General features: G+C 60.8%; 12 protein-coding genes. 9 read left to right on the top strand and 3 right to left on the bottom strand.

Annotation, left to right across the window (positions count from 1 at the left end; genetic code table 11):
• The first annotated feature begins 94 nt into the window (after positions 1-94).
• The 6 genes from JZX88_RS10690 (at position 95) to JZX88_RS10665 (ending at position 6,746) form a co-directional block, all read left to right on the top strand.
• The gene (locus tag JZX88_RS10690; RefSeq protein ID WP_206913549.1) at positions 95-1,396 is read left to right on the top strand and encodes an ABC transporter substrate-binding protein; all 1,302 of its coding nucleotides are present in this window, start codon (positions 95-97) and stop codon (positions 1,394-1,396) included.
• Between the two features lie 72 nt (positions 1,397-1,468).
• On the top strand, positions 1,469-2,407 hold the full coding sequence (locus JZX88_RS10685; RefSeq protein WP_065117675.1) for a carbohydrate ABC transporter permease: 939 nt from the start codon (positions 1,469-1,471) through the stop codon (positions 2,405-2,407).
• Positions 2,400-3,248 (top strand): carbohydrate ABC transporter permease, encoded by an 849-nt coding sequence (locus JZX88_RS10680; RefSeq protein WP_035220775.1) that lies wholly within the window; start codon positions 2,400-2,402, stop codon positions 3,246-3,248. The genes JZX88_RS10685 and JZX88_RS10680 overlap by 8 nt, the downstream gene beginning before the upstream one ends.
• A 17-nt stretch (positions 3,249-3,265) precedes the next feature.
• Complete coding sequence (locus JZX88_RS10675) at positions 3,266-4,339, top strand: ABC transporter ATP-binding protein (protein ID WP_206913548.1); 1,074 nt, start codon at positions 3,266-3,268, stop codon at positions 4,337-4,339.
• A 145-nt stretch (positions 4,340-4,484) separates the two neighbouring features.
• Entirely contained in the window at positions 4,485-5,537 is a 1,053-nt protein-coding gene (locus tag JZX88_RS10670; RefSeq protein ID WP_142841801.1) for a sugar phosphate isomerase/epimerase, read from the top strand.
• Between the two features lie 21 nt (positions 5,538-5,558).
• Positions 5,559-6,746, top strand: coding sequence for a Gfo/Idh/MocA family protein (locus JZX88_RS10665; protein WP_206913547.1), 1,188 nt, complete (start codon positions 5,559-5,561; stop codon positions 6,744-6,746).
• A 184-nt stretch (positions 6,747-6,930) separates the two neighbouring features.
• On the opposite strand, the gene JZX88_RS10660 is transcribed toward JZX88_RS10665, so the two are convergent.
• The 3 genes from JZX88_RS10660 to JZX88_RS10650 form a co-directional block, all read right to left on the bottom strand.
• Positions 6,931-7,182: a hypothetical protein gene (locus JZX88_RS10660; RefSeq protein WP_206913546.1), complete on the bottom strand. Its 252-nt coding sequence runs from the start codon at positions 7,180-7,182 to the stop codon at positions 6,931-6,933.
• A 119-nt stretch (positions 7,183-7,301) separates the two neighbouring features.
• Positions 7,302-8,588, bottom strand: a complete 1,287-nt coding sequence (locus tag JZX88_RS10655) for a glycerate kinase (RefSeq protein WP_206913545.1) — start codon at positions 8,586-8,588, stop codon at positions 7,302-7,304.
• Positions 8,589-8,592: 4 nt separating this feature from the next.
• A complete protein-coding gene (locus JZX88_RS10650) occupies positions 8,593-8,949 on the bottom strand; it encodes a DUF1304 domain-containing protein (protein ID WP_080820661.1) in 357 nt (118 codons plus the stop codon).
• A gap of 230 nt (positions 8,950-9,179) precedes the next feature.
• Between JZX88_RS10650 and JZX88_RS10645 the strand changes: the two genes are divergently transcribed.
• From JZX88_RS10645 to JZX88_RS10635, 3 genes are read left to right on the top strand one after another with little or no spacing between them, the layout of a single operon-like run.
• The gene (locus JZX88_RS10645; protein ID WP_206913544.1) at positions 9,180-9,944 is read left to right on the top strand and encodes an ImuA family protein; all 765 of its coding nucleotides are present in this window, start codon (positions 9,180-9,182) and stop codon (positions 9,942-9,944) included.
• Positions 9,859-11,376 carry a DNA polymerase Y family protein gene (locus tag JZX88_RS10640; protein ID WP_206913543.1) on the top strand — a complete coding sequence of 506 codons (1,518 nt, stop codon included), beginning with the start codon at positions 9,859-9,861 and terminating at the stop codon, positions 11,374-11,376. Before JZX88_RS10645 ends, JZX88_RS10640 begins: the two co-directional genes overlap by 86 nt.
• A complete protein-coding gene (locus tag JZX88_RS10635) occupies positions 11,373-14,648 on the top strand; it encodes an error-prone DNA polymerase (protein ID WP_206913542.1) in 3,276 nt (1,091 codons plus the stop codon). Before JZX88_RS10640 ends, JZX88_RS10635 begins: the two co-directional genes overlap by 4 nt.
• Positions 14,649-14,663 lie beyond the last annotated feature (15 nt).

Raw genomic sequence — 14,663 nt, 5'->3', positions numbered from 1 at the left:
AATCGGCATGGCGCCTTGACATTGGGCGAGGCCTAATGTGAATTAATCCGCATTGGGGAATAAATGAGGAAATCCCCGAGGGAGGATCACCATCATGACGATTTGGCACGCAGGCGCAAGCCTGAGCGGCAGGCTGACAGGCTTTGCCGCAACGACAAGCATTGCTCTCATGCTCGGCGCCGCCAGCGCCTCGGCCGCGACGGTCGTTAAATGGATGCATGTGGAACTGGACCCGAAAGCCGTGGCCGTCTGGGAGGAGATTGCCAAGGATTTCGAGACCAAGCACCCTGATGTGGATGTGCAGTTGCAATTCCTGGAAAACGAAGCCTTCAAGGCGAAGTTGCCAACCCTCCTGCAATCCAATGACGTGCCGGATTTCTTCTATAGCTGGGGCGGCGGCGTTCTTGAGGAACAGTCCAAGACCGGCGCGCTGAAGGATCTGACCGAGGTTTTCGACGCCGATGGCGGCAAGCTGCGGCAGGCCTATAATGCTTCCGCGATCGACGGACTGTCTTTCGACGGCAAGGTCTGGGCCGTGCCTTACAAGGTCAGCCTCGTCAGCTTCTTTTATAACAAGGAGCTGTTTGCCAAGGCCGGCGTGAAGGCGGAAGACATCAAGAGCTGGGACGATCTCGGCGCCACGGTCAAGAAGATCAAGGAAGCCGGCATCGTGCCGATTGCCGGTGGCGGCGGTGAAAAATGGCCGATCCATTTCTATTGGAGCTACCTCGTCATGCGCAATGGCGGGCAGGCCGTGTTCGATGCCGCTCGCAAGGGTGAGGGCGAAGGTTTCATGGATCCGGCCATCATCAAGGCCGGCGAGCAGCTGGCCGAATTCGGCAAGCTGGAACCCTTCCAGCCCGGTTATCTCGGCTCCACCTGGCCGCAGGCGCTCGGCGTCTTCGGTGACGGCAAGGCGGCGATGATCCTCGGTTTCGACAATACCGAAGCCAACCAGCGCAAGAATGCCGGTGATGGCAAAGGACTTGCCGCCGACAATATCGGCCGCTTCGCATTCCCCGCTGTCGAAGGCGGTGCCGGTAAGGCAACCGATACGCTGGGCGGCCTGAACGGCTGGGCAGTCACGAAAAACGCTTCCAAGGAAGCCATCGATTTCGCGACATTCCTGACCAGCAAGGAAAGCGAAGAGAAGATGGCGGCAGCCGGCATGATCCTGCCCGTTGCGACGGGTGCTGACGGTGCGGTGAAAAACCCGCTGCTGGCGGATTCGGCCAAGCAGCTTGCCGGCTCCACCTGGCACCAGAACTTCTTCGACCAGACGCTGGGCGCTGCCGTTGGCCGCGTCGTCAATGATGTCTCCGTCGAGATCGTCTCCGGCCAGATGAGCGCGGAAGAGGGCGCCAAGCAAATTCAGGACGCTTTCGAGCTTCGCTGATTGTCACCTGCATTGCGGCCGCCGCGCTAAAACGCGGCGCCGCGATATCTGCATAAAAGAAAGCGGATAGAGATGACGGATATTTCCATGACTTCTGCGTCCATACCGGCGCGCGGCGCGGCAAAGGCGAAGCGCAAGCAAAGTTCGGTTGCGCATGACCGGGCGCTGACGCTTCTGGTGTTTCTGCCGCCGGCACTGTTGCTCTTTACCCTGTTCGTCATCCTGCCCATGGGCGAGGCGGCGTGGTACAGCCTTTATCGCTGGAACGGCTATGGCACGCCGACGGATTTCGTGGGTTTAAGGAACTTTCAGGTCCTGTTCGGCAATGCCGCCTTCTCGCAGGCTCTGCTCAATAACGGCCTCATCATCCTAATCTCCATCCTGATCCAGATCCCACTGGCCATCTGGCTCGCCACGATGCTGGCGCACCGCATTCCGGGCGTCGTCGCCTTCCGGCTGGTGTTCTTTCTGCCCTATGTGCTGGCGGATGTGGCGGCTGGTCTGATCTGGCGGTTCGTTTATGACGGCGATTATGGCCTCTTCGCCGCCATTTCCAATTTCTTCGGCTTCGCCAACCCTTACGTGCTGGCCGACAAGGATGTGGCGATCTATGCCGTGCTCGGCGTCATCGTCTGGAAATATTTCGGTTTCCACATGATGCTGTTCATCGCCGGCCTTCAGTCCGTCGACAAGAATGTGCTGGAAGCAGCCGAAATCGATGGCGCTTCCGGCTGGCAGAAGTTCCGTTATGTCACCTTGCCGATGCTCGGCTCCACCGTTCGTCTTTCCGTCTTCTTCGCGGTTATCGGCTCATTGCAGCTGTTCGACATGATCATGCCGCTCACCGGCGGCGGTCCGTCCAACTCCACGCAGACCATGGTCACGTTCCTCTACACTTACGGCGTCATGCGCATGCAGGTGGGGCTTGGCAGTGCGGTCGGCGTCGTTCTTTTCGTCATCTGCGTGACGCTCGCCTTCGGTTACAAAAGGATTTTCATGCGCCATGACTGACACATCCACCTCCGTCCGCATGCCGCTGCAAACCAAGCTTTATCTCTATATATCGCTGAGCCTGATCGCGGCCATCGTGCTCATCCCGTTGCTCACCACCGCACTTGGCGGCTTCAAGACGCTGGGAGACCTGCGCGTCAACCCGTTCGGCATTCCGGCGGAATGGCAATGGGCCAATTACGGCGATATTCTCTTCGGCAAACGTTACTGGCTGCAGATTTTCAATTCGCTGGTCATCGCGCTGTTGACGGTGTTCCTGACGCTCACCGTTTCGGCCATGGCGGCCTTTACCTTCGCGCATGTGAAGTTCTTCGGCTCGTCCTTCCTGCTCAATTATTTCCTGCTGGGGCTGATGTTCCCGGCGGCCACCGCCATCCTGCCGCTGTTCATCCGCATCCGCGATCTCGGCCTGCTCGATACCTATTGGGGTGTGGTGCTGCCGCAGGTGGCCTTCGGGCTTGGCATGAGCATTCTTCTGTTCCGCAATTATTTTCGCAATCTGCCGGAGGAGCTGTTTCAGGCCGCCTTCGTGGATGGCTGCGGGTATCTGCGCTTCTTCTGGCACATTTCCCTGCCGCTTTCTCGACCCATCGTCGCCACCGTGGGCATCGTTTCCTTCGTTGGCAGCTGGAACAGCTATATCCTGCCGCTGATCATGCTGAATTCGGAATCGAAATATCCCTGGCCGCTCGGCATCATGGTTTATCGTGGCGAATTCGGCACCGAGTGGCAGCTGGTGCTCGCCTTCATCACGCTGACGATCCTGCCGACCGTCATCGTCTTCTTCCTCGCACAGAAACACATCATCGCGGGCCTGACGGCCGGTGCCGTCAAATCGTGACCTGAAAGGAGCAAAACATGGCTTCCGTCGAACTTAAGGATATCGCCAAGTCCTATGCCTCGCTCGATGTCATCCACGGCATCTCGCTTGATATAGCGGATGGTGAGTTCATCGCGCTGGTCGGCCCTTCCGGTTGCGGCAAGTCCACGCTTCTGCGCATGATCGCCGGGCTGGAGGAAATCACCGGTGGTGATATCCTCATCGGCGACAGGGTGGTCAACGGCATGACGCCGCGCGAGCGCAACATTGCCATGGTGTTCCAGTCCTATGCGCTTTATCCGCATATGACGGTGGCCGAAAATATGGGCTTCAATCTGAAGCTCGCCGGCCAGCCGAAAAACGTCATAGAGGAACGCGTGGCGGAAGCCGCTCGCATGCTCGATCTCGGCAAGCTTCTGGATCGCAAGCCCTCGCAGCTCTCAGGTGGCCAGCGCCAGCGCGTCGCCATGGGCCGCGCCGTGGTGCGTAACCCGGCGGTCTTCCTGTTTGATGAGCCGCTCTCCAATCTGGACGCCAAGCTGCGCGTGCAGATGCGCAGCGAAATCAAGGCGCTGCATCAGAAAGTTGGCACGACGTCGATCTATGTCACCCATGACCAGATCGAGGCCATGACGCTGGCGGACCGGGTGGTGGTGCTTAATCACGGTCGCATCGAACAGCAGGGCACGCCGCTGGAACTTTACAAGACGCCCGCTAATCTCTTCGTTGCCGCCTTCATCGGCTCTCCCGCCATGAACCTCATTGAATGCGTGGTCGATGGCGAGGGCGATCAGCCCGCCGCGCGGCTGAAGGACGGCACCGCGATCCGCATTGCCGCGACACGCAAGGTCAAGCGCGGCCAGCCGGTGACGATCGGGCTTCGCCCCGAACATATCGGCTCGACCATTGGCGGTGATATCTCGCTTTCCGGCCGCACTGTACTGGTGGAACCAACCGGTGCGCAGACCCATGTGGTCTTTGAACTGGCGGGTGATCAGGTGACGGCCGTGGTGGATGGCGAGCAGCTGGTGAAGGTCAACGCACCCTTTGCCGCCACCGTGCATCATGAGCGCGTGCATGTGTTCGACAGGGCCAGCGGGCTGGCGCTTTAAACCTGTTTCGCTTTTTTAGTGAAATAGCGAAATTCTCTCGTCCCTCCGCTTTTGGGGCTTGTCTGAAAATTACGAGCGGTTAGCTTGGCGCTGGGAGTCAAAGCGGTTTTACCGCTCAACTGTATCGATACAGGGAGGTTATTTTATGAGAACGATCAAGGGACCGGGTCTTTTTCTCGGCCAGTTTGCCGGTGATGCTGCCCCCTTCAACAGCTGGGATGGCATTACCAAATGGGCGGCGGAAAAGGGTTATGCCGGCGTGCAGGTGCCGACATGGGCCGGGCAATTGATCGATCTCAAAAAAGCGGCGGAATCGAAGGATTATTGCGATGAGTTCGCCGGCGTGGCGCGCCAGAACGGTGTGGAAGTAACCGAGCTTTCCACCCATCTGCAGGGCCAGCTGGTTGCCGTTCATCCCGCTTATGACGAGGCCTTCGACGGCTTTGCAGCGCCTGAAGTGCGCGGCAACCCCAAGGCCCGGCAACAATGGGCCGTCGAGCAGGTGAAGCTTGCGCTGAAAGCCTCGAAAAACCTCGGCATCAAGGCACATGCCACATTCTCCGGTGCGCTTGCCTGGCCGTTCGTTTATCCGTGGCCGCAGCGTCCGGCCGGGCTGGTGGAAGCCGCCTTTGACGAGCTGGCAAAACGCTGGACGCCTATCCTTGATTATGCCGATGAGCAGGGCGTGGATGTCTGCTACGAAATCCATCCGGGCGAAGACCTGCATGATGGCGTTACCTTCGAGATGTTCCTGGAACGCGTAAAGAACCACAGTCGCGCCAACATGCTCTACGATCCGTCGCATTACGTGCTGCAATGCCTCGATTATCTCGACAATATCGACATCTACAAAGACCGTATCAAGATGTTCCACGTCAAGGATGCGGAGTTCAACCCGACCGGCCGGCAGGGCGTTTATGGCGGTTATCAGGGCTGGGTGGAGCGCGCCGGTCGCTTCCGTTCGCTGGGCGACGGGCAGGTGGATTTCGGTGCGGTCTTCTCGAAAATGGCGGCCAATGATTTCGACGGCTGGGCCGTGGTCGAATGGGAATGCGCGCTGAAACATCCCGAAGACGGTGCCCGCGAAGGGGCGGAATTCGTCAAGGCGCATATCATCCGCGTCACGGACAAAGCCTTTGACGATTTCGCATCTGGTGGCACCGACGATGCGGCCAACCGCCGTATGCTTGGGCTTTGAAAGCATTTCAGGGGAGATATTATGGCTATTGAAGGAAAGACAACCGACAAGGCGAACAGGCGGATTCGTCTTGGCATGGTCGGTGGCGGCTCGGGCGCATTTATCGGCGGCGTCCATCGTATGGCAGCAAGGCTCGACAATCGCTTCGATCTTGTGGCGGGGGCCCTGTCCTCCACGCCGGAAAAATCCCTCGCATCCGGCCGCGAGCTGGGACTCGATCCCGAGCGCTGCTACGGCTCTTTCGAGGAAATGGCCGAAAAAGAGGCTCTTCGCGAAGACGGCATCGAGGCGGTGGCGATCGTCACGCCCAACCATGTGCATTATCCGGCCGCCAAGGCGTTTCTGGAGCGCGGCATCCATGTCATCTGCGACAAGCCGCTGACCTCCAACCTGGAGGACGCCAAAAAGCTGAAGCAGGTGGCCGACAAGGCGGATGCGCTGTTCATCCTGACGCATAATTATACCGGCTATCCGATGGTGCGGCAGGCGCGGGAACTGGTGGAGGCCGGTGAACTCGGCACGATCCGTCTGGTGCAGATGGAATATCCGCAGGACTGGCTGACGGAAGCGGTGGAGCAGACCGGTGCGAAACAGGCCGTCTGGCGCACCGATCCGGCGCAATCCGGCGTCGGTGGCTCCACCGGCGATATCGGCACCCATGCCTATAATCTCGGCTGCTTCATTTCCGGTCTGGAAGCGGATGAGCTGGCGGCGGATGTGCACACCTTCGTCGAAGGCCGCCGTCTGGATGACAATGCCCATGTGATGTTGCGCTTTAAACCAAAGGGTGGCAAGCAGTCTGCCAAGGGGTTGCTCTGGTGCAGCCAGGTTGCGGTGGGTCACGAAAACGGGCTGAAGGTTCGTGTTTATGGCGACAAGGCCGGCCTCGAATGGACGCAGGCCGATCCCAATTACCTCTGGTTCACAAGGCTCGGCGAGCCGAAGCAGCTGATCACCCGCGGCGGTGCTGGCGCTGGGGCCGCTGCCGCCCGTGTCACCCGCATTCCCTCCGGCCATCCGGAAGGTTATCTCGAAGCCTTCGCCACCATCTATACCGAAGCGGCGCATGCCATCGAGGCCCGCCGCACCGGCTCGGCGCTGGACAAGGCGGTCATTTACCCGACCGTCGATGACGGCGTTAAAGGTGTCGCCTTCGTCACCGCCTGCATCGAGTCCGGCAAGAAGAATGGCGGCTGGGTGAAACTGTAAAACGAGGTTGCCGCGTATTCTTCTCCCCGTCGGGGGAGAAGGTGGCCCGAAGGGTCGGATGAGGGGGCAAGCTCTCGGTTTATCGCTGGCCGCGCCCCCTCATCCCGCTGCCGCGGACCTCTCCCCGACGGGCAGAAGAAACAAGCGGGATGCGCTCGCTCCTTCGTGGACTGGGGTGCAAGACTTATTGATAAGCGCTGGACGATGTCGACTGCGCCCGTTCCGTCACGGGGCAACCGTCCTGAACCTTGGTCCAGGAGGAGACATTGAGCTTCATTTCGCAGCGCGCGAGATAAGAGCCGCCGTCAACCTTCAGGCAGGATGTCTGGCCAAGCTGGAACATGACGCCGCGATTTCGGCATTTGCAATTATGGGCATCCGCCAAAGTTGGAACAAGGGCTATGATCAGGCCAGATATGAGCACTCCAGAACGCATGGCTGAGGCTCCAAAGGATATCCCGTCAGATTACTCCTGTCCGAGGGTATAGTCAAAACGGCTCTCCTCCGTGATGCGCGCACCGGAGGGGCACCAGCCGGCTCGAACGCTCGCGGATTTCACCCGATCAAAATCGCCCTGATATCATTCACATTCGTCAGCGTCGGCCCCGTCACGACAAGATCACCGACCCCTTTGAAAGCCGTGTAGCTGTCGTGGCCTACGAGCGACTGGCGCGGATCGACACCGGCAGCCCGCATACGGGCAAGCGTATCCGGTGTCACCACCGCGCCCGCCGCATCCTCCACGCCGTCTATTCCGTCGCTGTCACCGGCAATGGCCCAGATGCCGTCCGCACCCTTCAGCGTCAGCGCGAGGCTCAGCAGGAACTCCGTGTTGCGGCCGCCCTTGCCGGCCGGTCCCTTGCCGCCAACTCCCCTGTTCAGCGTGACCGTGGTTTCGCCGCCGGAAAGCAGCACGGCCGGGCCTTTGACCGGCAGGCCCTTACGGTTGGCGGAAAGGGCGATGCCGGCCATGACGGCGCCGACATCCCTGGATTCGCCTTCAAGGGAATCGCCGAGGATGAGCGGTGTAAGGCCGAGTTTCACCGCCTCTTCCGCTGCCGCCTGCAGGGCAAGCGAGGGGGCCGCGATCATCCTGACATCCTCATCGATATCGCCGGCCTTCGGTGTCTCCTCACCCTTTTCCAGTACCCTGCGCACGGTTTCGGGAAGATCGAGTTCATAACGCGAGACGATTTCCCACACGGTCTGAATGTCGCTCGGATCGGCAACCGTCGGGCCGGAGGCGATCTCGGAGGGGTCGTCTCCGGGCACGTCGGAAATCAGCAGTGAAACAACCCTGGCCGGCTTGGCGGCCAGCGCCAGCCGTCCGCCCTTGATGAGGGAGAGGTGCTTGCGCACGGCGTTCATTTCGGAAATCGTCGCACCGCTGGCCAAGAGGGCACGGTTGACGGCCATCTTGTCGGCAAGCGTCATGCCTTCGGCGGGGGCGACCATCAGCGCCGAACCGCCGCCGGAAATGAGCGCGATGACCATGTCGTCGGCGGTCAGGCCCTCAACGGCGGCGAGAATACGTTTTGCCGCCTCAGCACTTTTGTCATCGGGCACGGGATGCGAAGCCTCGATGATCTCGATGCGACCGGCCGGAACGGCATGGCCATAGCGGGTCACCACCACACCGGAGAGATCGACATCCGCCCAGGCCTTGTCGAGCGCTGCGGCCATGGCGGCCGAGGCTTTGCCCGCCCCCACCACCACGCAGCGGCCTTTGGGCGGGGAGGGAAGGTGGTGTTGCAGCACCTTTGCCGGGTCGGCGCTTGCGACCGCCGCCATGAAAATCCGGTTGAGGGCGTCTTTGGCGCGGCTGTCATTCCATGCGGTCATCGGTTCATACTCCAATCCAGAGCGCGCCAAGCGCCAAAAGGGCGGGCAGCGCCTGAATGAACAGGATCTTCATGGTATTGGCGGTAACGGCACCGAAAATACCGGCCACCAGAACGCAGGTGAGGAAGAAGACCTTGAAGCTCAGCCCGGTATCGCCCTGCATGAGCCCATAGATCAGCCCGGCTGCCAAAAACCCGTTATAAAGCCCCTGATTGGCGGCCAGCACTTTCGTCTGCCGGGCGAAATCCGCCGAAAGACCAAAGGCCTTGCGGCCGGCCGGCTTTTCCCACAGCAGCATTTCCAGAATGACGATGTAGATATGGATGGCCGCAACCACGGCAATCAGAATGCTGGCGATCATCGGCGGTTTCCTCCAAAACCCTGATGTCCGTGGCGCATCGGTTCTCGTGAGAAGAACGGCAGCGAGCGGACAATTCCGTTTTAACGGCGGGACGAAGCGCTGCAAGGGCTTAATCCTCTCTTCCCGTGCAAACTGTTGATGAGCGGCAGCCTGTTGCTTGACTCTTTGCTGAAATAGGAACAAAACAAGAACAATAAAGATGAATAACCGGAATTGAAACCTGTCATGCCATGCAAAAGCGCGCGGATCAGTTGCTCGTTGTCGAAGAGCTGCGTGAAAGGCTGGAAAGGATCGGTAACGGTCCTGAGCGGCTGCACGAGAGCTTGCCTTTCGGCGTGGATGCCATCGACCATCACCTGCCGGGAGGCGGGCTGAAGCTCGGTTGCCTGCATGAGCTGAGCGGCGGCGGCAATGGCGCTGCCGATGGTGCAGCGGCAGCGCTGTTTGCTGCCGGTGTGGCGGCGCGGCTTTCCGGCAAGGTTTTATGGTGTGTCACCCGGCGGGATCTGTTCATGCCGGGTCTGACACAGGCCGGCCTGTCGCAGAACCGGCTTATCATCGTTGAATGCCGCGATGAGAAAGGCGTGCTCGACTGTTTCGAGGAGGGCTTGCGCTGCAACGGTTTCGGCGCGGTGATGGGTGAAGTGGCGAAACTGCCGATGACCGCCTCGCGGCGGCTGCAGCTGGCGGCGGAAACCTCTGGGGTTACCGGCATCGCCATCCGCCGCTTCCGGCGTCAAGCCGATGCGGCGCTGTTCGGGGAGCCGACGGCGGCGGTGACCCGCTGGCGCATCTCCGTGCGGCCCTCTTCGCCCTTGCCGGTGCCGGGGGTGGGCAGGCCGCGCTGGTTTCTGGAGCTCTTGCGATGTCGCGGCGGCGAAAGTGCCGAATTTGAAGTGGAAGCCTGTGATGCAAAGGGTCGTCTCGCTCTACCTGCCGACATGGCCGACGGATCGTTTCCGGCGTCTTTCGGGCAAGAACGCGCCGCCGGTTGAAAAGCCGCTGGTCATGATTGGTCGTCAGGGCAGCCGCCGGCTGGTGCTGGCGCTCGACAGGGCGGCAAAGGCGGCGGGCATCCGCCCCGGCACGCCGGTCAGCAAGGCGCAGGCGCTGGTGCCGGGCCTTCTCGTTGAAGATCTGGATGCGGCTGATGATGCCCGCGCCCTGCAGCAACTGGCCTTTCATTTCCTGCGCATCTATGCCCCGATCGTCGCCGCCGACCCACCCGACGGGCTGGTGCTGGACACGGCGGGTGCGGACCATCTGCATGGCAATGAGACGCTGATGCTGAGCGGCATGGTCAACCGCCTGCATGCTGCAGGCTTTGCCGCCCGCGCCGCCATTGCCGATAGCTGGGGGGCGGCCCATGCGCTGGCGCGTTTTGGCCGTGACGCAATCAGCATCGTGCCGCCGGGCGGGCAGCGTGTGGCGATCAGCGGCTTGCCGCTTGCTGCGCTCAGGCTGGAGGAGCGTATCGTTTCCGGGCTGAAGGTGCTCGGTTTCCGCAGCATCGGCGAGCTTGCCGAAGCCCCGCGCGCGCCGCTGACCCTGCGTTTCGGCCCCGAGCTCGTTCGCCGCCTTTCCCAGGCGCTCGGGGAGATCGGCGAACCCATCGAACCGGTGCGTGTGGCTGAACTGGTGGAGGTGCGGCGCGCCTTTCCCGAACCCATCGCGGCGGCGGAAACGATTGCCCGTTATAGCCAAAAGCTGGTTGCCGAACTTTGCATCGCGCTGGAAAAGCGCGGCCTCGGCGCACGCCGGGTCGATCTGGTGCTGCACCGGGTGGATAGCGGTCTGCAGGCCATACGGGCCGGCACGTCCAGACCGGTGCGCGATGTCAAACAGCTTGTCCGGCTTTTGACCGACCGCATCGACACCATTGATCCCGGCTTCGGCATCGAGATGATGGTTTTGACCGCCACCCATGCCGAGCCGCTTGTCGCTGCGCAGGCCCGTTCTTCGCTTCTGGAGGAAGGCCGTGCGGAAATCGCCGATACGGTCGATGTCATCCTCAATCGCGGCCACCGGGTCTATCGTTATGCGGCGGTGGCAAGCGATGTGCCGGAACGCTCCCTTACTTCAGTTGCGGCGCTGGCGGCGGAGGATACGCTCGGTTGGCCCGGCCATTGGCCGCGTCCGGTCAGGCTTTTTGCAAGGCCGGAACCCATCGAGACGCTGGCGCTGCTGCCCGACCATCCGCCGCGTTATTTCCTCTGGAAAGGCGTGCGCCATAATGTCAGGCGCGCCGACGGGCCGGAACGGGTGTTCGGCGAATGGTGGAAACGCGACCGGGAAAAGGCCGCGGTGCGCGATTATTTCATGGTGGAAAACGAAGGTGGCGAGCGCTTCTGGATTTTCCGCTCCGGTGATGGCGAACATGCCGAAACGGGTTCGCAGGGTTGGTTCATTCACGGGGTCTTCGCATGAATACGCCCCGTTATGCCGAGCTGCAGGTGACCACGCATTTTTCCTTCCTGCGCGGGGCAAGCTCCTGCGAAGAGCTTTTCGAACAGGCCAAAAGCCTCGGCATCGAGGCGCTTGGTATCGTGGACCGCAACAGTCTTGCGGGCATTCCCCGCGCTTATGAAGCCGCCAATAATCATGGCATCCGCCTCATCATCGGCTGCCGGCTCGATCTGGACGATGATCTTTCCGTGCTCGCCTATCCCATGGATCGTGCGGCTTACGGGCGGCTTTGCCGGCTGCTTTCCGTCGGCAAGAAAAGGGGCGGCAAGGGCAAATGCCGTCTTGCTTGGGACGATCTCGTTGCCTATGGCGAAGGCCTGATTGTGGTGCTGCTCGCTGACCTCGCGGATGATCTTTGCGCACTTCGCCTGCGGCGGCTCAAAGCCGCCTTTGCCGACCGGGCCTATATGGCGCTCAGCCTCCGAAGACGCCCCAACGACCAGATGCGGCTTTTCGAGCTATCGGAGATGGCGCAGGTCGCAGGTGTACCGACTGTTGTCACCAATGACGTGCTCTTTCATGTGCCCGAGCGGCGAATGCTACAGGATGTCGTCACTTGCATAAGGCACAATTGCACCATCGATGAGGCCGGTTTCCGCCGCGAGCGCCACGCCGACCGCTATATGAAGCCGCCGGAAGAGATGCACCGGCTGTTTGCCCGTTACCCTGAAGCGCTTGCCCGTAGCCTCGAAATTGCGAAACGCTGCAAATTTTCGCTGAAGGAACTGGTCTATCAATATCCCGAGGAGCGTAGCCTGCCGGGACTGACGGCGCAGCAGGCGCTGGAGAAGATGGTATGGGAAGCGGTGCCGGGGCGTTATCCGAAGGGTTTACCTGAGAAGGTGGAAAAGGCGTTGCATCATGAGCTGGCGGTTGTCGGCAGGCTGCAATATGCCTCCTATTTCCTGACCGTGAATGCCATTGTCCGTTATGCGCGTTCAAAAGATATTCTATGTCAGGGGCGTGGTTCGGCGGCCAATTCGGTTATCTGTTTTGTGCTTGGCATCACCGCCATCGATCCTGCCCTTTTCAGCAATCTCGTCTTCGAACGTTTCGTTTCCGAAAACCGGGGAGAACCGCCGGATATCGACGTGGATTTTGAACACCAGCGGCGTGAAGAGGTCATTCAGTGGGTCTATGACACCTACGGCCGTGACAAGGCCGCACTCTGTTCCGTCGTTACCCGTTATCGCGGGCGTGGGGCGCTGCGCGATGTCGGCAAGGTTCTGGGCCTGCCGGAAGACCTGACGAAGCTTCTGTCCTCGCAGGTCTGGCGCTGGAGCGAGGGTGTGGATGAAAAGCAGGTGAAGGAGCTGAACCTCAATATGGAGGATCGCCGCCTGAAGCTTGCCTTCGAACTGGCCAACCAGCTTGTCGGCACACCGCGCCATCACAGCCAGCATCCGGGCGGCTTTGTTCTGACCCATGACCGGCTGGACGAACTGGTGCCGATCGAACCCGCCGCCATGGACGACCGCCAGATCATCGAATGGGACAAGGACGATATCGATGTCGTGAAGTTCATGAAGATGGATTGCCTGGCGCTTGGCATGCTCTCCTGCATGAAGCGCGGCTTCGACATGCTGGAGGCACGCACGGGCGAGAAATACGATCTCGCCGCCATGCCGCCGGATGACGGGCCTACCTACGCCATGATCCAGAAGGCCGATACGCTCGGTACGTTCCAGATTGAAAGCCGGGCGCAGATGTCGATGCTGCCGCGCCTGAGGCCGAAGGAGTTTTACGACCTCGTCATTCAGGTCGCCATCGTTCGCCCCGGCCCCATTCAGGGGGATATGGTGCATCCCTATCTACGCCGCCGGCAGGGAAAGGAGCCGGTCCTTTTTCCGAAAAAAGAACTTGAAAGCGTCCTGGGAAAGACGATGGGTGTTCCGCTGTTTCAGGAGCAGGCGATGCGGATCGCCATGGATTGCGCCGGTTTCACCGCGGATGAGGCTGACCAGCTGCGCCGCGCCATGGCGACTTTCAAGAATGTCGGCACCATTTCCAAATTCAGGGAGAAACTGGTCACGGGCATGGTCGTGCGCGGTTATGAGCAGGAATTCGCCGAACGCATCTTCAAACAGCTGGAAGGTTTCGGCAGTTATGGTTTCCCTGAAAGCCATGCGGCTTCCTTCGCGCTGATTGCCTATGCCTCCTCATGGCTGAAATGCCATCATCCCGATATTTTCTGTACGGCGCTTCTCAACTCGCAGCCCATGGGTTTTTACGCCCCGGCGCAGATCGTGCGCGATGCGCGTGATCATGGTGTCGAGGTGCGTCCGGTCTGCGTTAATAACAGCCGCTTTGATTGTACGCTTGAGCCTACGGGCAAGAAGAATGGCAAGGGTGAGGAGCGCTTTGCCGTGCGGCTTGGCCTGCGCATGGTGAAGGGGCTTTCCAATGATCATGCTGCAAAAATCGTCGCCGCCCGGCAGGATCGGCCTTTTGCCTCCGTCGACGATCTGTGGCGAAGGGCGGGTGTTCCGGCCGCCGCCCTTGTCTGTCTCGCCGAAGCCGATGGCTTTCTGCCGTCGCTTTCGCTTTTCAGGCGCGAGGCGCTCTGGGCCATCAAGGCCCTGCGGGATGAACCGCTGCCGCTTTTCGCCGCCGCTGCCATCAGGGAAAATGCCGTTATCGAAGAGCTTCAGGAACCCTCCGTTGCGCTCAGGCCCATGACTGATGGTGGCGAGGTGGTGCAGGATTACGGCCATGTGGGGCTGACGCTGCGCGAACACCCCATGACCTTCCTGCGGCATGATCTTTCCCGCCGCATCGTCACCTGTGCGGAGGCGGTGTGCGTTCGGGATGGCACATGGCTGGAAACGGCCGGTCTGGTGCTGGTGCGCCAGCGCCCCGGTTCGGCAAAGGGCGTGATCTTCATGACGCTGGAGGACGAGACGGGCATTGCCAATGCGGTGCTGTGGGTCAAAACCTTCGAAAAATACCGCCGCGTGGTGTTGTCAGCCGGCATGGTCGGCATTTACGGCAAGATCCAGCGGGAAGGTGAGGTGGTGCATCTGGTCGCCCACCGGCTGACCGATTTGTCAGAAGCGCTGGCAAGTGTGGGCGAGCGCAACCGCACCTTTCCTTTGCCGCATGGGCGGGGCGATGAGTTCCACCACGGCATTCCGCCGGAGGATCAGCGCGCGATCAGGAAGCGCCCGCCGCCCGCCGCCGCTGATGAGGATGCGGTGGAGCGGATAAAGGTTGTTTCCCGCAATTTCCACTGAGGATGGCGGCTCAAG

Origin of the sequence: Agrobacterium sp. OT33 (assembly GCF_017313365.1) — a bacterium.
Lineage (GTDB): Bacteria > Pseudomonadota > Alphaproteobacteria > Rhizobiales > Rhizobiaceae > Agrobacterium > Agrobacterium rhizogenes_A.
Note: the sequence above shows the minus strand (reverse complement) of the source record. Positions and strands in the feature narration are given on the sequence as shown.